The 17923-nt window shown below is 67.8% G+C and carries 23 protein-coding genes; 11 read left to right on the top strand and 12 right to left on the bottom strand.

Features of this window, described 5'->3' with window-relative positions:
• Window positions 1-132: 132 nt before the first annotated feature.
• From ACIQLD_RS15765 to ACIQLD_RS15780, 4 genes are all read right to left on the bottom strand, one after another.
• On the bottom strand, window positions 133-1725 hold the full coding sequence (locus tag ACIQLD_RS15765) for a hypothetical protein (RefSeq protein ID WP_402609441.1): 1593 nt from the start codon (window positions 1723-1725) through the stop codon (window positions 133-135).
• Window positions 1707-2483: an ABC transporter ATP-binding protein gene (locus ACIQLD_RS15770; protein WP_402609443.1), complete on the bottom strand. Its 777-nt coding sequence runs from the start codon at window positions 2481-2483 to the stop codon at window positions 1707-1709. Before ACIQLD_RS15770 ends, ACIQLD_RS15765 begins: the two co-directional genes overlap by 19 nt.
• A gap of 76 nt (window positions 2484-2559) precedes the next feature.
• Window positions 2560-3231, bottom strand: a complete 672-nt coding sequence (locus ACIQLD_RS15775) for a TrkA family potassium uptake protein (RefSeq protein ID WP_021198064.1) — start codon at window positions 3229-3231, stop codon at window positions 2560-2562.
• Window positions 3224-4654 carry a TrkH family potassium uptake protein gene (locus tag ACIQLD_RS15780; RefSeq protein ID WP_402609446.1) on the bottom strand — a complete coding sequence of 477 codons (1431 nt, stop codon included), beginning with the start codon at window positions 4652-4654 and terminating at the stop codon, window positions 3224-3226. Before ACIQLD_RS15780 ends, ACIQLD_RS15775 begins: the two co-directional genes overlap by 8 nt.
• 106 nt (window positions 4655-4760) lie before the next feature.
• Between ACIQLD_RS15780 and ACIQLD_RS15785 the strand changes: the two genes are divergently transcribed.
• Together ACIQLD_RS15785 and ACIQLD_RS15790 are read left to right on the top strand one after the other, a co-directional pair.
• A complete protein-coding gene (locus tag ACIQLD_RS15785) occupies window positions 4761-5171 on the top strand; it encodes an ArsR/SmtB family transcription factor (RefSeq protein WP_402609448.1) in 411 nt (136 codons plus the stop codon).
• Between the two features lie 70 nt (window positions 5172-5241).
• Complete coding sequence (locus tag ACIQLD_RS15790) at window positions 5242-5952, top strand: DUF2071 domain-containing protein (protein ID WP_402609450.1); 711 nt, start codon at window positions 5242-5244, stop codon at window positions 5950-5952.
• Window positions 5953-6112: 160 nt separating this feature from the next.
• Here the strand turns inward: ACIQLD_RS15790 and ACIQLD_RS15795 are convergent, their stop codons facing one another.
• Together ACIQLD_RS15795 and ACIQLD_RS15800 are read right to left on the bottom strand one after the other, a co-directional pair.
• Complete coding sequence (locus ACIQLD_RS15795; protein ID WP_402609452.1) at window positions 6113-6940, bottom strand: ABC transporter permease; 828 nt, start codon at window positions 6938-6940, stop codon at window positions 6113-6115.
• Window positions 6937-7830, bottom strand: a complete 894-nt coding sequence (locus ACIQLD_RS15800; RefSeq protein WP_402609454.1) for an ATP-binding cassette domain-containing protein — start codon at window positions 7828-7830, stop codon at window positions 6937-6939. The genes ACIQLD_RS15795 and ACIQLD_RS15800 overlap by 4 nt, the downstream gene beginning before the upstream one ends.
• Window positions 7831-7932: 102 nt before the next feature.
• Between ACIQLD_RS15800 and ACIQLD_RS15805 the strand changes: the two genes are divergently transcribed.
• From ACIQLD_RS15805 to ACIQLD_RS15845, 9 genes are all read left to right on the top strand, one after another.
• A complete protein-coding gene (locus tag ACIQLD_RS15805; protein WP_402609456.1) occupies window positions 7933-8865 on the top strand; it encodes a TetR/AcrR family transcriptional regulator in 933 nt (310 codons plus the stop codon).
• A 109-nt stretch (window positions 8866-8974) separates the two neighbouring features.
• The gene (locus ACIQLD_RS15810; RefSeq protein ID WP_017204627.1) at window positions 8975-9166 is read left to right on the top strand and encodes a helix-turn-helix domain-containing protein; all 192 of its coding nucleotides are present in this window, start codon (window positions 8975-8977) and stop codon (window positions 9164-9166) included.
• 157 nt (window positions 9167-9323) lie between these two features.
• Window positions 9324-9422 (top strand): 30S ribosomal protein bS22, encoded by a 99-nt coding sequence (locus tag ACIQLD_RS15815; RefSeq protein WP_003792170.1) that lies wholly within the window; start codon window positions 9324-9326, stop codon window positions 9420-9422.
• Between the two features lie 78 nt (window positions 9423-9500).
• The gene (locus ACIQLD_RS15820) at window positions 9501-9803 is read left to right on the top strand and encodes a rhodanese-like domain-containing protein (protein ID WP_029259767.1); all 303 of its coding nucleotides are present in this window, start codon (window positions 9501-9503) and stop codon (window positions 9801-9803) included.
• Window positions 9800-10096 (top strand): glutaredoxin family protein, encoded by a 297-nt coding sequence (locus ACIQLD_RS15825; protein WP_402609459.1) that lies wholly within the window; start codon window positions 9800-9802, stop codon window positions 10094-10096. The genes ACIQLD_RS15820 and ACIQLD_RS15825 overlap by 4 nt, the downstream gene beginning before the upstream one ends.
• Entirely contained in the window at window positions 10093-10395 is a 303-nt protein-coding gene (locus tag ACIQLD_RS15830) for a Dabb family protein (RefSeq protein ID WP_029259769.1), read from the top strand. The genes ACIQLD_RS15825 and ACIQLD_RS15830 overlap by 4 nt, the downstream gene beginning before the upstream one ends.
• A 172-nt stretch (window positions 10396-10567) precedes the next feature.
• The gene (locus ACIQLD_RS15835) at window positions 10568-11386 is read left to right on the top strand and encodes a basic amino acid ABC transporter substrate-binding protein (RefSeq protein WP_402609461.1); all 819 of its coding nucleotides are present in this window, start codon (window positions 10568-10570) and stop codon (window positions 11384-11386) included.
• Between the two features lie 34 nt (window positions 11387-11420).
• Window positions 11421-12218, top strand: coding sequence for an amino acid ABC transporter permease (locus tag ACIQLD_RS15840; protein ID WP_136025337.1), 798 nt, complete (start codon window positions 11421-11423; stop codon window positions 12216-12218).
• Window positions 12215-12970: an amino acid ABC transporter ATP-binding protein gene (locus ACIQLD_RS15845; protein ID WP_021198052.1), complete on the top strand. Its 756-nt coding sequence runs from the start codon at window positions 12215-12217 to the stop codon at window positions 12968-12970. Before ACIQLD_RS15840 ends, ACIQLD_RS15845 begins: the two co-directional genes overlap by 4 nt.
• 69 nt (window positions 12971-13039) lie before the next feature.
• On the opposite strand, the gene ACIQLD_RS15850 is transcribed toward ACIQLD_RS15845, so the two are convergent.
• From ACIQLD_RS15850 to ACIQLD_RS15875, 6 genes are all read right to left on the bottom strand, one after another.
• Complete coding sequence (locus ACIQLD_RS15850) at window positions 13040-13216, bottom strand: YegP family protein (RefSeq protein ID WP_402609464.1); 177 nt, start codon at window positions 13214-13216, stop codon at window positions 13040-13042.
• Window positions 13217-13305: 89 nt separating this feature from the next.
• Window positions 13306-14397 carry an ABC transporter ATP-binding protein gene (locus ACIQLD_RS15855; protein ID WP_402609466.1) on the bottom strand — a complete coding sequence of 364 codons (1092 nt, stop codon included), beginning with the start codon at window positions 14395-14397 and terminating at the stop codon, window positions 13306-13308.
• Window positions 14394-15188, bottom strand: a complete 795-nt coding sequence (locus ACIQLD_RS15860) for an ABC transporter permease (protein WP_402609468.1) — start codon at window positions 15186-15188, stop codon at window positions 14394-14396. The genes ACIQLD_RS15855 and ACIQLD_RS15860 overlap by 4 nt, the downstream gene beginning before the upstream one ends.
• Window positions 15185-16123 (bottom strand): ABC transporter permease, encoded by a 939-nt coding sequence (locus ACIQLD_RS15865; RefSeq protein WP_402609470.1) that lies wholly within the window; start codon window positions 16121-16123, stop codon window positions 15185-15187. Before ACIQLD_RS15865 ends, ACIQLD_RS15860 begins: the two co-directional genes overlap by 4 nt.
• Complete coding sequence (locus tag ACIQLD_RS15870) at window positions 16120-17259, bottom strand: ABC transporter substrate-binding protein (protein ID WP_402609472.1); 1140 nt, start codon at window positions 17257-17259, stop codon at window positions 16120-16122. Before ACIQLD_RS15870 ends, ACIQLD_RS15865 begins: the two co-directional genes overlap by 4 nt.
• A 135-nt stretch (window positions 17260-17394) precedes the next feature.
• The gene (locus ACIQLD_RS15875; protein WP_402609474.1) at window positions 17395-17910 is read right to left on the bottom strand and encodes a GNAT family N-acetyltransferase; all 516 of its coding nucleotides are present in this window, start codon (window positions 17908-17910) and stop codon (window positions 17395-17397) included.
• Between the last annotated feature and the right edge of the window lie 13 nt (window positions 17911-17923).

Below are 17923 nucleotides of genomic sequence, written 5' to 3' on the forward strand. Positions count from 1 at the left end.
GCAGACGCGCGAAATCAGGCCGATCCAGCGTTGTTCGGCCTGATTTCGCGCGTCCGCCTGATGTCGCGGGTTTCGCGCGTACGCCTGATGTCGCGGGTCGCCGCGGGGTGCCGACGAAGCGCTCCGCGGAGCTCAGCTCTCGCTGGAAACGTCGGCGAGCACTTCGGGCCAACGACGATCCAGGATCCTCCCGCCGAGCACTGTCCCACCCCAGAGCGCCAGTGCGCCGAACGCGATGCCGCACGCGAGGCTGACCCACCCGAGCGCGGGATTCCAGATCGCCGCGATCGCGAATCCGAGTGCGGGAGCCCCGAGCGCGAGCGTGATCGGTCCGATGATGATCATCGCGAGCAACGACTGCACTCCGCCCGACGAGCCGCGTCCGAAGGGGTTCGCCTCCGGGGCGGGCGCGCGTCCGGGGAGGAAGCTCCCCACCCAGGCGCCGGCGCCGGCGGCGATCGCCGTCAGGCCGAGGGCAGCGCCGAGACTGCCCGGCAACAGGTCGGGGCGTCCTGCAAGAAGGCAGGTCGCCACGCACAGCACGACCGTCACGGGAATCGCGATCAACCCGAAGCCGAGCAGGCGTCCTGCGCGGTCAGCGGCACCGCTGACCCCGGTGAGGATGTGCATCGCGACCGCATCGTTGTCGTAGGCGATCGCCATCTGCACGATCGTTCCGGCGAGCAGCGCGTTGATCGCGGGGATCAGGGTGATGGCAGGAGCGAAGCCGATCGCTTCCTCCTGCAGGCCGTTCATGAGGGCGATGCCGATGAAGATCGCCGGCAGCAGCAAGAGCATCACGATGTTGACCAGCTGCCGTGGATCGCGGCGGAAGTAGCGCAGTGATCGTGCGGCGATCGCCCCCGTCGAGTTCGCCGGCAGCACGCGGTCGAGCAGGCCCCCGGAACGCACCCGCCCGCCCCCGCTGCTCTGGATCGGTGAGACGAGCCGTGCGGCCAGCAGCTGCTGCGACGCGAACCACAGCACGACGACCGTCGCGAGGGCGATCAGCAGGCGGAACGTCGCGGTGATGAGGTCGCCCTGCGCGGCCGATGCGGACACTCCGAACACGGCACCGAAAGGCGTCCACGCGACGATGTCGGCGATGGAGGTGAACGCCTCTCCGACGTCGCCGACTTTGGTCAGCGCCCCGATGCCGAGGTTGAGGATCAGGCCTGACGAAGCGGCGAGCAGCACGCCCAGGGTGAGCACGAGGTCACGTGTGCTGCGTCGTGCCAGCCATCCGGCGAGGAGGCCGCTCACCACGCGGGCGCCGAGCACGCACGTGACGACGGCTACCGGGATCATGATCAGTGCGCTGAACAGGGCAGGCAGACTCACCGACCAGCCGAGCAGCATCAGCAGCAGCGCGACCGTGGTGCCGATGCCGCCGATGGTCGTGGCGCCCGCGACGACGAACCCCGGCAGCAGCGATGGCGCCGTCACGGGCAGCAGTGCGAAGCGCTCGGGAGCGAGCGAGTCGTCGGCGCTGACCAGGATCGACCCGATCCACCATCCGACGACGATCACCGCGCCGGTGAGCACGATGGCGGTGACGGCAGCTTCGGGCGCGGCGAAGCGCAGCGCGACGAGCCCGGCGGTGAGTGCGGCGAGGAGCCCGAGCGCCACCATGCCCGTGATGATCAGGGTGACGATCATCCACGGATTGCGGGACAGCTGGTGGCGGAGCTGCCGCCAGCGAAGGCTTACGAGGAGCGCAACCATGCGAGCGTCTCCGTCCCGAGGTCGTGTGCCCCCACGAGAGTGAGGAAGCGCTGTTGCAGCGAGAGGCCGGCGCGCACCTCGTCGAGGGGGCCGTGCGCGAGCAGGCGTCCTTCGGCGACGATGGCGACGCGGTCGCACATCGATTCGACGAGCTCCATCACGTGGCTGGACAGCACGACCGTTCCGCCGCCGTCGACGAACGACCGCAGGATCTGTCGGATCGTCTCGCCCGACACGGGGTCGACCGCCTCCAGGGGCTCGTCGAGGATGAGCAGTCGGGGCGCGTGGATCAGCGCACAGGCGAGCCCGATCTTCTTGCGCATGCCGGCGGAGTAGTCGACGACGAGGGTGTCTCGTGCGTCGGCGAGCCCCAGTGCCTCGAGAAGGTCACCTGTGCGCGAGACGACCTCGGCCTCCGGCATGCCGCGCAACAGGCCGGTGTACCGCAGCAGCTCGGCGCCGGTCAGTCGATCGAGCATGCGGATGCCGTCGGGGAGCACACCCATGCGCGCCTTCGCTTCGGCGGGGTTCTGCCACACATCCGCACCGAGCACCCAGGCCGTGCCGGCATCCGGACGCAGGAGGCCCGTGGCCATCGCGAGCGTCGTGGTCTTGCCCGCACCGTTCGGCCCCAGAAGACCCAGCATGGATCCGGCCGGCACGTCGAGGGAGAGGCTGTCGACGGCGACCTTCTGCCCGAACTGCTTGCGAAGCCCGCGAAGGGCGAGGACGGGGGGAGCAGCTGTGGGGTCGGTCATGGCTTCCATCCCACCACGGCCGCGACGGCCCGCACATCCGCCGCGAGGGGGAGCCGGGAAACCGGAGGGCGGGGTGTCAGCGGTCGAGGCCGGCGAACCGCTCGATGTCGCTGTTGGTGCCCGAGACGATGATGAGGTCGTGGTTCGTCACGATGGTGTTCGCCTCGGCATAGCGGAACGGCTTGCCCGGGCTCTTCACTCCGACGACCGTGACCTTGTACTTCGAGCGCACGCCCGATTCGTTCAGTCCGACGCCGCGGATGAACTTCGGCGGATACATCTTCGCGAGGACGAAGTCGTCGTCGAAGCGGATGAAGTCGAGCATCCGCCCGCTCACCAGGTGGGCGACGCGCTCGCCGGCCTCGCGCTCGGGGTAGATGACGTGGTTCGCGCCGACGCGGGCGAGGATCTTGCCGTGTGACTGGGAGACGGCCTTCGCCCAGATCTGCGGCACCTTCAGGTCGACGAGATTCGCGGTGATGAGCACCGACGCCTCGATCGAGGACCCGACCGCGACGACCGCGACCTGGAAGTCCTGGGCGCCGATCTGACGCAGCGCGTCGATGTTCTTCGCATCGGCCTGCACGGTGTGCGTGACCCGGTCGGACCACTTCTGCACGAGCTCGAGGTTGTCGTCGATCGCGAGCACCTCGCGGTCGAGGCGGTCGAGCTCTCCGGCGCAGGCGGCGCCGAACCGGCCGAGACCGATGACGAGGACGGGAGCGTCGCCCCGGAGGACTTCAACCAACGATCGGCCTTTCCACGGGCAGTGAATAGTACTGCGTTCGTGATGTCGCGGCGACTGCCGCGGCGAGAGTCACTGTACCAACGCGGCCCATGAAGATGGTCGCGGCCATCACATACGAAGCCGAATCGGGAAGCTCCGACGTGAGCCCGGTCGACAGGCCGACCGTGCCGAATGCCGAGATCACGTCGAACAGCACATGGCTGATGTCGGCCTTGGTGATCTGGGCGATGACGATCGTCGACAGCGCGACGATGGTCGCCCCCCACGCGACGACGCTGAGGGCCACGCGCTGCACGTCGCTCGGAATGCGGCGACCGAACGCCTCGACCGACTGGCGTCCCTTCGCCTCGGACCAGACGGCGATGGCCAGCACGGCGAGGGTGGTCACCTTGATGCCGCCGGCTGTCGATGCCGAGCCGCCGCCGACGAACATGAGCATGCTGGCGGCGAGCAGGGAGGAGCCGTTCAGATCGTCCATCTCGATCACGTTGAAGCCGCCGGAACGGGTCATCGCCGAGAGGAAGAAGGCTTGGAAGGTGGTGTCGGAGGCATCCATCGAACCGAAGGTCTTCGGGTTGTTGAACTCGAGGATGACGAAGACGGCCGCGCCCAGGATGAACAGGAGGACGGTCGTGACGAGTGTGAGCTTGGTGTGCAGCGACCAGCGCTTCACGTGCCAGACGTGCTTGGCCAACGTGTAGATGACGGGGAAGCCGATGCTGCCGAGGAACACGCCCACCATGAGGAGGGAGAGCACGAGGTAGTCGTCGGCGAACACCGCGACACCGCCGTCGTTCGGGGCGAACCCGGTGTTCGTGAACGCCATGGCCGCGAAGTACGGCGCCTCCCACAGCGCCGCGATCGGGTCGACCTTGGCCATCACGAGCGCGGGGTAGAGGAGGATCGCGAGCGAGGCCTCGATGATGAGCGCCGAGACGGCGACGGTGGTCAGCAGCTGGCCGACTTCGCCGAGCCGCACGGTCTGGCTCTCGTTGACCACGCCGCCATGTGCGCGCATCGGGTTCGTGTCGCCGGCGGCCATCAGCTTGGCACGCAGTCCGAGGCGCTTCGAGATCAGCATGCCCATGAGCGAGGCGAGGGTGAGGACGCCCAGGGCGCCGATGTTCACACCGAGGAAGATCAGGACATGCCCGAAGGGCGACCAGTAGTTGGCCATGTCGACGGTCGCGAGTCCGGTCACGCAGATGGTGGAGACGGCGGTGAAGAGCGCGTCGCTCAGCGGCGTGACGGTTCCGCTCGCCGAGGCGATCGGGAGCGAGAGCAGCACCGTGAAGACGAGGATCAGCAGAGCGAAGATGACGATCGCGAAGCGCGACGGTGACGAGGTGACGAGGTGCTTGACCCACCCGGCCGCGCTCTTCAGGCTCTGCCGCGGGGACGACGCCGAAACGATGCCCGACATCGCGGCCCCCTCTGGATTCTCTTTCAGCCGCGTCGAGCGGCCGCACGGCGCCTGTCGCCGAGCCTTCGTCATGGTACTCCGTGCCGGGGACGACTACCCTGAACTCATGACGGACATCTTCGACGTGATCGCAGACGGTACGAGGCGAGACATCCTCCAGCTCCTGCTGCGGCGCACGGCCGAAGGAGAGGCAGGTACCAGCGTCAGCCAGATCGTCGCTGATCTGGGCATCAGCCAGCCGACGGTGTCGAAGCATCTGAAGGTGCTGCGCGACACCGAGCTCGTCACCGTGCGCGAAGACGGTCAGCGCCGCTTCTACAGCCTCGCGGTCGAGCCGCTCGAGGCCGTGGACGACTGGCTGGTGCCGTTCCTGGTCGACGCCTACGGCGACAGCGCGCCCGACATCGACTACCACGCGGTGCCCGAGAGCGCCGCGCACGCAGCTGAGGTCGTGGGCCGGGCGGCAGCCTCCGCGAAGCACGTCGTCGCCACTGCTCTCAAGCGTCTCGGAGCGTGACGGTTCGAGTGTTGCGATGACCCTCTTCGCAAGCTTTGTAGCTATTTAGCAAAGCTGTTAAATTGTGGGCATGAACCTTCTCATGCGTACCCTGCGCGGCCGGATGCGGCGTCGTCTGCTGCTGACCTATCGGGTGGATCCGGCGGTGGCCGCCGAGTTCATCCCCGCCCCCTTCCGCCCCCAGCTCGTCGACGGGAGCGCTGTCGGTGGAGTGTGCCTGATCGCGCTGACGGAGCTGCGTCCGGGCTGGGTGCGTCCGCGCTGGGGGATCACCACGGAGAACGCCGCGCACCGATTCGCGGTCGAGTGGGATGAAGACGAGCAGACGCGCACAGGCGTCTACGTCATCGAACGGCATTCCTCCGACCTCGTGCCCGTGATCGGCGGCGGGCGGTTCTTCCCCGGGATGCAGCGGCGCGCGCGGTTCGAGATCGAGGAGACCGACTCGCGGTTCCACGTCGGGATGCAGGCGTCCGACGCCAGCGTGTCTGTGGACGTCGAGGTCTCTGAGGAATGGGAGAGCACTCTGTTCCCGACGGTCGACGATGCCTCGCAGTTCTACCGTGACGGGGCGATCGGCTGGTCGCCGCGACGTGACGGCAAGGGAGCGGAGGCCGTCGAGTTGTCCGCGACGCGGTGGGTCGTGGATGCGGCCCGCGTGAACGAGGTCACGTCGTCGTTCTTCGACGGGCTTCCCCGCGGTGCGGCACGGATCGACAGCGTTCTCGTGATGCGCGATCTCCCCGTCACCTGGCGGAGACCCGCAACGGCTCGCCCCTGACGACAGGGGGGCTTGTCGTCAGGGGCGAGGTGCGGGCCCCACACCCGGGACGGACTCGGCGGTGCCCGCACGAGTCCTGTCTCCACAGTCGCAGGGGCAGATGGGCGAACGCCGGAGAACGTCTATGTCTCCGCTGGGATGCTCGCTCTGATCGGCCGATTCAGCGTCGTCCGGCTTTGCGGCGGAAGAGCCACGCGCCCCAGAGGACCGCGATCAGGAGGATGACCAGGCACCAGCCGATCGCCCACCACGCCTCGTCTTGTACTGGGGCATCGGTGAGCAGCCCGCGGATGGTCTCGACGATGGGGGTGATCGGCTGATTCGCGGCCACCGGCTGCAGCCACGCCGGCATGCTCGCGACCGGGACGAATGCACTGGACAGGTAGGGGAGGAACAGCAGCACGAAGCCGTAGCCGTTCGCGCCCTCCGGGCTTCCTGCGGCGAGGCCGATGGCGGCGAACAGATACGTGATCGCGAGGATGTACAGCGCGATCAGGCCGGCGAGCCCGATCCACTCCCATCCGTTCGCGCTCGGGCGGAAGCCGACGAGCACTCCCACGCCGATCACGATCGCCGTGGCGATGAGGTTGCGCAGCACGCTCGAGACGACGTGTCCGGTCAGCACCGACCCTGCTCGCAGTGGCATCGTGCGGAACCGGTCGATGATGCCGGTGCGCATGTCGTTCGCGACATACACGGCGGTCGAGGAGGCTCCGAACCCCGCGCAGGTGAGGATGATGCCCGGCACCACGTAGTCGACGTAGGCGCCGGACGGATCGATCGCTCCGCCGAACACCCAGGTGAACATGAGCATGAGCATGACGGGCAGCATGATCGCCATGAGGAGGGATTCGCCGTCGCGGAGCGAGTGGCGAAGGCTGCGGCCGACGAAGACCGTCTCGGCGGTGATGCCTCGCAGGCGCGGACGCGGCGAGGGGGCGGGGAGGGCGGGGGCCGAGGCGCGAGGCGCGGCGAGGGCGATGTTCATGCGAGCTCCTTCACGGGGTGGTCGGTGTGGTCGGGTGCGGTGACGGCGAGGAACACATCGTCGAGCGTGGGCCGGCGCAGCGTCACGGTGCCGTCCTCGCCGTCTTCGTCGAGCAGGTCGAGCGCTCGCCGCAGGTCGGCGACCGTGCCGTCGGTGGGGATCTGCCGGCGAAGCTCGCCGCGGCTGTCGTGGAGTTCGACGGTGTCGCCTCCGACGCGCGCCTTCAAGTCGGCCGGCGTGCCGAGAGCAGCGATCCTGCCGTCGTGGAGCACCGCGATGCGGTCGGCCAGCTGGTCGGCCTCCTCCAGGTACTGGGTCGTGAGGAAGACCGTCGTCCCCGCGCTCGCCAGCATGCGGATGATGTCCCACAGTGCGCGACGGCTGCGCGTATCGAGACCCGTGGTGGGTTCGTCGAGGAACAGCACCTCCGGCGTCACGACGAAGCTCAGCGCGAGATCGAGGCGCCGTCGCATTCCGCCGGAGAAGGTGCGCACCATGCGGGAGGCGGCATCTGTGAGATCGAACTGGTCGATCAGGTCGGCGGCACGTCGCCTCGCGGCTGCCCGCCCGAGCCCGGCGAGCCGCGCGAACATGACGACGTTCTCGGTCGCGCTCAGTGCGTCGTCGACGGCTGCCGCCTGTCCGGTGAGGCTGATCCGTCGCTGGACCTCGGTCGTCTGCGTCCCGATGTCCCAGCCGGCGACCGTGGCCGAGCCGGCATCCGCCGCGGTGAGGGTGGTGAGGATGTTGATCGTCGTGGTCTTGCCTGCGCCGTTCGGGCCGAGCAGGGCGAAGACCTCGCCGCGTGCGACTGCGAAATCCAGCCCGTCGACGACGGTCTTGTTCCCGAAGGCCTTGCGCAGACCCTGCACCTCGATGGCTGTCTCCATCAGGCGCTCCTTTCTGTGTATGTGACAAACTGTGTACGTCCAACGCAACTGTGTATGACGGTAACACACTGTTTAGTTAATAAACAGAAGTAGGATGAGCGCATGACTGAGACAGAGCCGCCGGAGCTGCCGCGGGGGATCGCACTGGCGTGGGGTGTCGCGGCGAACCCGCAGCGCGGTCCCAAGCGCGAGATGAGCGTCGAGAAGATCGTCGAAGCCGCCGTCGAACTGGCGGACGCCGAGGGCATCGGTGCCGTGTCGATGGCCGCCGTCGCTGCGCGGCTCGGCTTCACTCCGATGTCGCTCTACCGATACGTGACGGCGAAGGACGATCTGCTGCTGCTGATGCAGGAGGAGGCGACGGGGCTCCCGCCACAGAGTCACCTCGAGGCCGACGCCTGGCGCGGACGGCTGCTCGCGCTGTACGAGGAGCAGATCGCGCTCTACCTGCGCCATCCCTGGATGCTCTCGCTGCCGATCACCGGATCGCCGATCACCCCGAACAGCTCGGCGTGGTTGGATGCCGGGCTGGCCTCTCTCGAGGACACCCCGCTGACGACGGAAGAGCGCATGGCTGTCGCGCTCGCGGTGACCGGGCATGCCCGCTGGTGCGGGATCGTGCAGGCCGGATACACCGAGCAGTCCCGCGGCAGCGGGCTCACCCCCGACGAGGTCGCCGCGCACGAAGCGGCACTCTTCGATCGGGTGATCACGGCAGAGGAGTTCCCCGCGCTCCGCCGCGCGATCGAAGACGATGTGTTCACCTCGACGGCCGATCCGTTCCGGTTCGCCGTCGAGCGGACCCTCGATGGGGTCGCGGCCTATATCGCGGGCCTCGACCGGGGAGATGCGCACGCCGAGGCGACGGAGTGGATCGACATCGATTCGGTCGAGTTGTCGGGGGACCGTCGACTCAAAGAGGCGCAGAAGGCGGTGCGCGAGGCGGAGAAGGCTCTGCGGGCGGCCCACAAGATCGAGCGTCAGGCACTGCGGGAGGCCAGGGAGAGGTCGGCGAAGGCGAGGAAGTCCGGCTGAACCTGCGCGGTCGCGGTCTGCCGCACCTCACTGATCACACGAGTCACAGAGGTTTACACGCGTCCCAGCTACCACATAGAGTGTGCACATCGAGAAAGGGGTACGTGGGATGCCCGAGGTTCCTGACGTCCGATTCCTCACGGTTGCTGAGGTCGCAGAGCTGATGCGCGTGTCCAAGATGACCGTGTATCGGCTGGTCCATGCAGGGGAGTTGCCGGCCGTCCGCTTCGGACGCAGCTATCGCGTGCCAGAGTCTGCCGTGGCCGACGCGCTGCAGCGCCCGATCGCCGACGTCGGCTGACGTCGACCGCTGTCTCGTGCTCTGCCGCCCTTTGTGCGGACGATGCGTGTGACAGTCGATGCCTTCGGGTTTGCTAGACTGACCCGAGGCATTTTCCGTGCCCGTACCCGGGTGTCCGATTTCGGCGACACCCAGCCACTGACTTAGTGAGGTTTCCGTGGGTTCTGTCATCAAGAAGCGCCGCAAGCGCATGGCGAAGAAGAAGCACCGCAAGCTGCTTCGTAAGACTCGCCACCAGCGTCGCAACAAGAAGTAAGCGACCAGACACGAGCGCCTGTCTTCGGACGGGCGCTTTGTGTCTCCGGCCGCATCTCCGTCCCGCCGAGAGGATGTCATGAAGTCGATCACCGTCACCGAGCTCGCCGAGCGCACCGGTATCCCGCTCATCGATGTGCGGGAGGTGGACGAGTTCGCTGCCGGCCATGTGCCGGGGGCCGTCAACATCCCGATGTCCGAGATCGGCAACCGGCTGGAAGAGCTGCCTGCCGAGGCGTTCGACGTGATCTGCCAGGCAGGCGGGCGCTCGGCTCGTGTGGTCGAGGCTCTGGAGTCGCGCGGCTACGACGCCACGAACGTCGAGGGAGGCACCGGCGAGTGGATCGCACAGGGCCGCGCGGTCGAGGTGCCGTCGGCGTGACCACGCTGACCCTGATCGGCAAACCCGACTGCCATTTGTGCGACGTCGCCTCCGACGTCATCGATGCCGTCGTCGCCGAGCTGCCCGATGCCGCCGCCGAGCAGATCGAGATCGTCGAGGCCTCGATCCAGGACGACCCCGCGCTGTACGAACGGTGGTGGGAGAAGATCCCGGTGGTGTTGATCGACGGCGAGCTGCACGCGCATTGGCGCGTCTCGCCCGACCGGCTGCGAGAGGCGCTCGAAGGTGCACTCCGCGGTGACGCCCCGTCTCATCTGAAGGAGGCCCTGTGACGATCCGCCATGTCGTGACCTGGAAGCTCGCCGCCGAAGACGCCGCCGAGCGCGGCGCCCAGGCTGCAGAGGTCGCTCGCCGGCTGAACGCCCTCGACGGTGTCGTCCCGCAGCTCCTCTCCATCTCCGCCGGCGCGAACGTCGCCTATCCGGAGGCGAACTGGGACGTCACGCTCGTCGCAGACTTCGCCTCAGTCGCGGCGATCGACGAGTACCAGGTGCACCCCGCGCACGCCGAGGTCGCCGCATACATCCGATCGGTCGTCGCCTCGCGCGTCGCCGTCGACTTCGAGGTCTGACACCGCGTCGCACCGGCCCAGGAACTCGGTTTCCACGCGTGATCGGGGCGTACTTGCAACACAAACGTAATGCGCGCGGATGCCGATGTCATTGGTCACGCGACGAGCCGCATGTTTAGATGAACTCCTACCCGTCAGCGGGCCTCCGTGCCCTCGACTCACAGGAGCCGACATGCCTCGTCGCAACCTCATCGCCGGTCTCGCCCTCGTGGCGACGGCCACCCTCGCGCTCGCCGGCTGCGCCACCGGATCATCCGACGCGGGCAGCAGTGACGCTCCCGCCGCCGACGACAAGTACGGTCTCGTCGAGGCCGGAACGCTCACCGTGTGCTCCGACGTCCCCTACCCGCCGTTCGAGGTCGAGGATCCGTCCAGCGAGACGGGCTACTCGGGCTTCGACATCGACCTGCTCAGCGCGATCGCCGAGAAGATCGACCTGAAGCTCTCCGTGCAGGACGTGGGCTTCGACGCACTCCAGTCCGGCACCACGCTCGCCGCCGGCACGTGCGACATCGGTGCTTCGGCGATGACCATCACCGACGAGCGCAAGGCGAACATCGACTTCTCCGACCCGTACGTCGACTCGCTGCAGTCGCTCCTCGTGCGCGCCGACTCCGACATCAAGTCGATCGACGACCTCGATGGCAAGAACGTCGGCGTTCAGCAGGGCACCACCGGCGAGACCTACGCGGGTGAGAACGCTCCGGGCGCGCAGCTCGTGCAGTACCCCTCGGACGGTGAGCTGTGGCCGGCGATGCAGGCCGGTCAGATCGATGCGATCCTGCAGGACCAGCCCGTCAACTACGTGCACGAGCAGGACGACCCCGACTACAAGATCGTCGAGACGTACCCGACCGACGAGTCGTACGGCTTCGCCTTCGCCAAGGGCGAGAAGGACGAGCTGCGCGACGCGGTCAACAAGGCGCTCAAGGAGCTCCAGGACGACGGCGGATACCAGAAGATCTACGACAAGTACCTCGCGGCCAAGTGACCGGCGGGGTCGGTAGAGCGGGAGGTCCTCGACGATGGCGTTGAGGCGCACCACCAAGAGCAAGCTGTATCGCTACACGGTCTACGTGGTGCTGATCGCGATTGCCGTCTGGGCGATCGTGAGCACCGACTGGGCGAAGATCGGACCGCTGTTCTTCAATCCTGAAGTCGCGGCGAAGATGTTCCCCGGGATCATCACGACCGCTCTCGTCAACACGCTGTGGTTCACGGCGGTGGCCTTCGCCGGCGGTCTGCTGCTCGGCGTCGTGCTGGCATTGATGAAGCTGTCGACCATCGCGCCGTTCCGATGGATCGCGACCTGTTGGATCGAGTTGTTCCGGGGCCTTCCCGCGATCCTCACGATCTTCGGCATCGCCTTCATCCTGCCGATCGCGCTGGGCGTGCCCGGCACGAAGCTGGGCGGACCGGTCGTGCTCGGGCTCATCGGTCTCGTCCTCGTCGCCTCGGCGTACATGGCCGAGACGATCCGCGCGGGCATCCAGGCCGTTCCGAAGGGTCAGACCGAGGCGGCGCGGTCGCTGGGCATGTCGCCCATGAAGACGACCTTCTGGATCATCGTGCCGCAGGGGTTCCGGATCATCATTCCGCCCCTGACCAACGAGTTCGTGCTGCTGCTGAAGGACACGTCGCTGCTCTTCGTGGCGGGTTCGTTCATCTGGTCGAAGGAGCTCACGACCTTCGCCCGCGATGCGAGCACGCAGAACGCGAACGGAACGCCGCTGATCATGGCGGCGATCCTGTACCTGATCGTGACGATCCCGCTCACGCGCTTCAGCGCGTGGCTGGAGCGACGGATGTCGAGGCAGCGATGATCACCGACCTGATTGATGTCCACGCCCCCGCGATCGACGTGCAGGGGCTCGTGAAGTCGTTCGGCGACAACGAGGTGCTCAAGGGCATCGACCTCACCGTCACCAAGGGCGAGGTCGTGTGCGTGATCGGACCCTCGGGCTCGGGGAAGTCGACGCTGCTGCGGTCGGTGAACCTGCTCGAGGAGCCGACCGGAGGCAAGGTGCTGATCGAGGGGATCGACATCACCGACCCCGACGTCGACATCGACCGGGTGCGCACCCGAATCGGCATGGTGTTCCAGAGCTTCAACCTCTTCCCGCACCTCGATGTGCTGGGCAATCTCACGATCGCCCAGCAGCGGGTGAAGAAGCGGTCGAAGAAGGAAGCCGAGCTGATCGCGCACGCCATGCTCACCCGGGTCGGTCTGGCCGAGAAGGCCGACGCCTACCCGGGGCATCTGTCGGGAGGGCAGCAGCAGCGCGTGGCGATCGCCAGGGCGCTGTGCATGAACCCCGACATGATGCTGTTCGACGAGCCCACCTCGGCGCTCGACCCCGAGCTGGTCGGCGAGGTGCTGCAGGTCATGCGCTCGCTGGCCGACGAGGGGATGACGATGCTCGTCGTCACGCACGAGATGGGATTCGCGCGCGAAGTCGGATCCCGCCTCATCTTCATGGACGGTGGGCACATCGTCGAGGAAGGCGACCCGCGCGAGGTGCTCGGCAACCCGCAGCACCAGCGCACGAAGGACTTCCTCTCGCGCGTGCTCTGATCTGAAACCGTCGAGACCCCCTGTCGCAGCACTGCGGCAGGGGGTCTCGGTGTGAAGCGTGGTGTGAGGTCAGGCCTCGACGACCTCGGCGTCTGCGGCGTTCCGACGGACGGAGTCGATGCCGTTCAGCGCGGCGGACTTCGACGAGTAGCCTTCGCTGATCGCGATGACCTCGCCGTTGCCGGCTTTCAGACGGAACCGGTACTCGCCGGACTTGTCGGTGTACAGCTCGAATTTGCCTGCCATGAGGCGTCCTTTCTCTCTCGGATGGAGGGAACCCCGCCCCTCGGGCATCACGCTAGCGCTCGGGGCAGGCCCGGGGAAGAGCGATGGGTTCAGCCGCGTGGATGCACCGTGACGGGTTCGGGGGCGATCGCGATGCGCACCCGATCGCCGAACGCGGGATGGGTCCCCGGGGCGTGCTGCACCCGGACGAGCTCGCCGGATTCGGTGCGCACGAGCGTGCGCCGCATGCTGCCGAGGAAGGTGCTCTCCTCGACCAGGGCCTCGGCTGCGGCGTCGGCCTCGGATGCGAAGTAGACGTTCTCCGGTCGCAGATACACATCGACCGGACCGTCCGCCCGTGACTGCAGAGGAAGCCGCTGCCCCCAGACCATCACATGATCGCCCTCGGCGACCCCCGATACGACGCTGGAGAGCCCGACGAAAGCCGCGACTCCGGCAGTCGAGGGCATCGTGTAGAGCTGCTCGGGAGAGCCGATCTGCTCGATGCGACCGGCGTTCATCACCGCGATCCGGTCGGAGACGGCCAGCGCCTCCTCTTGGTCGTGAGTGACGAACACGGTCGTGATGCCGAGGCGCAGCTGGATGCGGCGGATCTCATCGCGCAACTGCACGCGTACCTTCGCGTCGAGTGCGGAGAGCGGTTCGTCGAGAAGCAACACCTTGGGCTCGGTCACCAGAGCGCGAGCGAGCGCCACACGCTGCTGCTGTCCGCCGGAGAGCTGGTGCGGGAAACGGTCGGCGAACTCGGCGAGCCCGACCAGAGCGAGGGCGTCCACGGCACGGCGCGAGGCCTCCGCCTTCGCGATCCCGCGCCGGCGCAGACCGAAAGCCGTGTTCTCCGCCACCCGCAGGTGTGGGAAGAGCGAGTACGACTGGAAGACCATGCCGATGTCGCGCTTGTTCGTGGGCACTCGCGAGACGTCTCCGCCGCCCAGCACCACGGCACCCTCATCCGCGCCCTCGAGCCCGGCGAGCACACGCAGCAGCGTGGTCTTGCCGCATCCGGAAGGGCCGAGGAGCGAGACGAACTCGCCGGGGGCGATGTCGAGGTCGACCCCGTGCAGCACCCGGTTGCCGGCGTAGCTCTTGACGATGCCCTGCAGCTCGACGCGGGTTCCCTCGCCCGCCTGGGCGAGCAGCAGGTTGTCCTTGGTGCGCGGCAGCGCGTGATCGAGGGTCATGAGCGGGCCTTTCCGGTGCCGCGGGCGACGCGGCCGATGACGAGGAGCAGGAGGAAGACGAACACCAGCGCGAGCAGCGTGAAGATGGCGGGCGCGTAGGGATCCTGTTTGTTCACGACGACCATGGCGGTCTGGAACACCTGGCGGTTCAGGAGCGAAGCGATCGTGAACTCTCCGAGCACGACGGCGATGGAGATGAGGGATGCCGCGAGCAGCCCCTGGCGGAGGTTCGGGGCGAGCACCTTCAGCACCACGGTCGGCCAGCTCGCGCCGAGTGAACGCGCGGCCTCGGACAGCGTGCGCAGATCGGCCGCGTCGATCGACGCCTGGATGGAGCGGAACGCGAACGGCAACACGGTGATCCCGTAGGCGAAGGCGAGCGTCCAGGTGCCGGTGCCGAAGGCTCGACCGATCTGCAGGTAGATCGGGGCGAGGCCGACCACGAGCACGATGGCGGGGATGGAGATGGGCAGCAGCACCGCGAACTCGAAGGCGGGCTTGAGCTTCGGGAAGCGCAGGTTCACCAGGATCATCGTCGGTGCGAGCAACAGCAGTACGATGGCCACCGTGACGACCGCGAGGACCAGCGAGTTGCCCAGGCCGGTCCAGATCGGCTTGAGGGTGGCCGCAGCCGCGGGGTCGAACAGTGCGATCCAGCGGGCGAACGACAGCCCGCCCTCGGGGTCGCGCAGCGTGAAGAGGAACGTCGACACCAGGGGAACGGCGAAGAACGCACCGACCAGGATGCCGATGACCCAGCGGGTCGCGAGGGAGGGGCCGAGCCGGTTCACGACTGCCACCTGGCCGCGCGTCGCTGTACGAGGGAGTACAGGGCCATCACGATCCCGACGATCACGATCATGCCGAGCGCGAGGGCGCCGGCGAGATTCTCCCGCCCGAGGACCGTCTCGCTCGTGAGGGCGGTGCGAATCTGCAGCGGCACGATCTGCGCTCCCTGACTGGCGAGTGCGGCGGCCGTGGCGTAAGAGGAGAACGCGTTCGCGAACAGCAGCAGCAGGCTGGCGAGGAACGAGGGCGCGAGCACCGGGATGCCGATGCGCAGCCAGAAGCTCGAGCGGGTTCCGCCGAGCGTGAGGTTGGCCTCGGCCCACTGCGGCTTGAGCGCGGCGAGGGCGGGCATGAAGGTGATGACCATGAGCGGGATCTGGAAGTAGAAGTAGGGAAGCACGAGTCCGGGCAGCTCGTACAGCCAGGTGCCGTTCTCGAAGATGTTCACACCGAAGGAGTCCTTCAAGAAGACCGTGACGACTCCCTGGATGCCTATGGTCGCGATGAAGGCGAACGCCAGCATGACGCCACCGAACTGGGCCAGCACGCCGGCCGCCGCGTCCACAGCCGAGCGCGTTCGGCCCTCGGGGTCCATGCCGAGCAGGGCGTAGCAGACGAGGGCGCCGACGAGCGCGCCCACCACGGCGGTGAGCAGCGAGAGGCCGGCCGAGTTCGCGAAGGTGTTCAGCACGACGGGATCGGCGAGGGCCGACAGGTTCGACCAGGTGAAGGAGCCGTCCTTGGTGAAGAAGCCGGAGCCGATCGACAGGATCGTCGGCACGGCCAGGAAGAGCACGACGTACGCGGCGAAGGGGACGAGCCCGATCCAGGTGAGGGACGGAGCGGACCGCCGGGCCCTCGCGTGCGGCGAGGACCCGGCGGAGGTGGCGGGGGCGGATGCCGCGGCATCCGCCCCCGTTGCGGCGAGGGTGGTCACTGGACCGCCGCGGCCCACTTCTCGCCGAGCAGCGTACCGGCGTTCGTCGACTGCTCCTCGGTCGGGACGACGGTCTCTTCCGGAGCCTCGGGGAGTGCGGCGGCGAGGTCGGCGTCGATCGTACCGGCGTCGGTCATGGCCTCCATGCGCACCGGACGGGCGCCGCCCTTCAGCCAGAGGTTCTGCACCTCGTCGCTGTAGAGGAATTCCTGCCACAGACGGGCAGCCGCCGGATGCGGGGCGTCGGCGTTGATGGCCTGGTTGTAGTACCCGGCGTAACCGGTGCCGTCGAACACGACGACCTTCCAGTCCTTGTTGTCGGCCGTGTGCGAGGCGTTCAGGTAGTCCCAGTCGAACACGACGGGGGTCTCGCCGCTCGCGATCGTCGCGGTGGTCACGTCGACCTTGAGCAGGTTTCCGGCCTTCTGCAGCTCGGAGAAGAAGTCGATGCCCGGCTGGAAGTCGTCGAGCGTGCCGTCGGACTGCACGGTGGCGAGGCCGACGGCGGCGAACGCGGCACCGGCCTGGGTCGGGTCGCCGTTGATCGCGACGGCGCCCTTGTAGTCGGCCGAGAGCAGGTCGGAGAGCTCTGCCGGAGCCTCGAACTTCGACGAGTCGTAGCCGATCGACATGTACCCGCCGTAGTCGCCGACGAAGAGGCCGGTGGGCTCCTTCAGCTCCGCGGGGATGTCGTCCCACGTCTGCACCTTGTAGGGCGCGAAGACGTCGGTGTTCTGCAGGGCGACCGTGAGGCCGATGTCGAACACGTCGGGAGCGGTGTCGAGGCCCTCGTTCGTCTTCGCCGCCTGGATCTCCTCGGCACTCGAGACGTCGGGGGAGGCTTCGTTGATGGTGATCTCGGGGTACTTCTCGGCGAACAGGTCGAGGATCTCGCCGTAGTTCGCCCAGTCGCGGGGGAGCGCGATGACGTTGAGGGAGCCTTCGGCCTTGGCAGCGGCCTCGAGGTCGGCGAAGGTGCCGAAGTCGGTGACCGAGGTCGCGGCGGAGGCGTCGACGTCGGAGCTGCCTCCGCCGGTCGCGTCAGCTGCGCCGGAGCAGGCCGTGAGTGCGAGCGCGGCCGTGGTGGCCAGGGCGATGCCGGCGCCGATGCGCGCGCGGCGGGTGAAGCGAGCCATGAGTGTCCTCTCGGTGTCCGGCGCTGTGAGCCGGTTTCGGGTTGCGAGAGGACACTATGAGGCGGAGGTTGCCGCCCGTCGCGGGTCTGGTGAACGGACGGTGGCGAGGCGGTGGCCGAACAGGGCCGTGGAGCCTCAGTCCTGCGGGACGCTGTACTTGAATCCGCGGTGCGAGCCGACGTAGCCGAGTCGCTCGTAGAAGCGGTGCGCGTCGGAGCGGGCGGCATCGGAGGTGAGCTGCACCATCGTCGCCCCGACCGCGGGGGCTGCGGCTTCGCCGACCCAGCGCATCACGGCGGAGCCGATGCCCGACGAGCGCAGGCTGCTCTGCACGCGCACCGCCTCGACGAGCAGCCGCCGCGCGCCACGACGCGCCATCCCCGGGATCGAAGTGAGCTGCAGCGTGCCGACGATCGCGCCGTCGAGCTCGACCACGAGCAGATCGTTCGACGGCTCTGCCAGGATCTCCACGAGCCCGCGTGCGTACGCGGGACGATCCTCGTCGGAGGCCACATCGCCGCGGGCCGCGCTGATCGGGTCGTCGGCGAGCAGGGCGATCACGGCATCCGTGTCACCGACAGTCGCCCGGCGCAGGAGCGCGGTTCCGATACGCGATTCGAACGAGTGGGGCAGCGGGAGGGCGTCGAGCATGGCTCCAGTCTGC

The sequence above is a fragment of the Microbacterium sp. NPDC091662 genome, assembly GCF_044756705.1.
Lineage (GTDB): Bacteria > Actinomycetota > Actinomycetes > Actinomycetales > Microbacteriaceae > Microbacterium.

Bases quoted from the DNA above. Each gene is read 5' to 3' on its own strand.
- ACIQLD_RS15765 (WP_402609441.1), bottom strand. From the start codon at position 1,725: ATGGTTGCGCTCCTCGTAAGCCTTCGCTGGCGGCAGCTCCGCCACCAG.
- ACIQLD_RS15770 (WP_402609443.1), bottom strand. From the start codon at position 2,483: ATGACCGACCCCACAGCTGCTCCCCCCGTCCTCGCCCTTCGCGGGCTT.
- ACIQLD_RS15780 (WP_402609446.1), bottom strand. From the start codon at position 4,654: ATGTCGGGCATCGTTTCGGCGTCGTCCCCGCGGCAGAGCCTGAAGAGC.
- ACIQLD_RS15785 (WP_402609448.1), top strand. From the start codon at position 4,761: ATGACGGACATCTTCGACGTGATCGCAGACGGTACGAGGCGAGACATC.
- ACIQLD_RS15790 (WP_402609450.1), top strand. From the start codon at position 5,242: ATGAACCTTCTCATGCGTACCCTGCGCGGCCGGATGCGGCGTCGTCTG.
- ACIQLD_RS15795 (WP_402609452.1), bottom strand. From the start codon at position 6,940: ATGAACATCGCCCTCGCCGCGCCTCGCGCCTCGGCCCCCGCCCTCCCC.
- ACIQLD_RS15800 (WP_402609454.1), bottom strand. From the start codon at position 7,830: ATGGAGACAGCCATCGAGGTGCAGGGTCTGCGCAAGGCCTTCGGGAAC.
- ACIQLD_RS15805 (WP_402609456.1), top strand. From the start codon at position 7,933: ATGACTGAGACAGAGCCGCCGGAGCTGCCGCGGGGGATCGCACTGGCG.
- ACIQLD_RS15810 (WP_017204627.1), top strand. From the start codon at position 8,975: ATGCCCGAGGTTCCTGACGTCCGATTCCTCACGGTTGCTGAGGTCGCA.
- ACIQLD_RS15820 (WP_029259767.1), top strand. From the start codon at position 9,501: ATGAAGTCGATCACCGTCACCGAGCTCGCCGAGCGCACCGGTATCCCG.
- ACIQLD_RS15835 (WP_402609461.1), top strand. From the start codon at position 10,568: ATGCCTCGTCGCAACCTCATCGCCGGTCTCGCCCTCGTGGCGACGGCC.
- ACIQLD_RS15840 (WP_136025337.1), top strand. From the start codon at position 11,421: ATGGCGTTGAGGCGCACCACCAAGAGCAAGCTGTATCGCTACACGGTC.
- ACIQLD_RS15845 (WP_021198052.1), top strand. From the start codon at position 12,215: ATGATCACCGACCTGATTGATGTCCACGCCCCCGCGATCGACGTGCAG.
- ACIQLD_RS15850 (WP_402609464.1), bottom strand. From the start codon at position 13,216: ATGGCAGGCAAATTCGAGCTGTACACCGACAAGTCCGGCGAGTACCGG.
- ACIQLD_RS15855 (WP_402609466.1), bottom strand. From the start codon at position 14,397: ATGACCCTCGATCACGCGCTGCCGCGCACCAAGGACAACCTGCTGCTC.
- ACIQLD_RS15870 (WP_402609472.1), bottom strand. From the start codon at position 17,259: ATGGCTCGCTTCACCCGCCGCGCGCGCATCGGCGCCGGCATCGCCCTG.
- ACIQLD_RS15875 (WP_402609474.1), bottom strand. From the start codon at position 17,910: ATGCTCGACGCCCTCCCGCTGCCCCACTCGTTCGAATCGCGTATCGGA.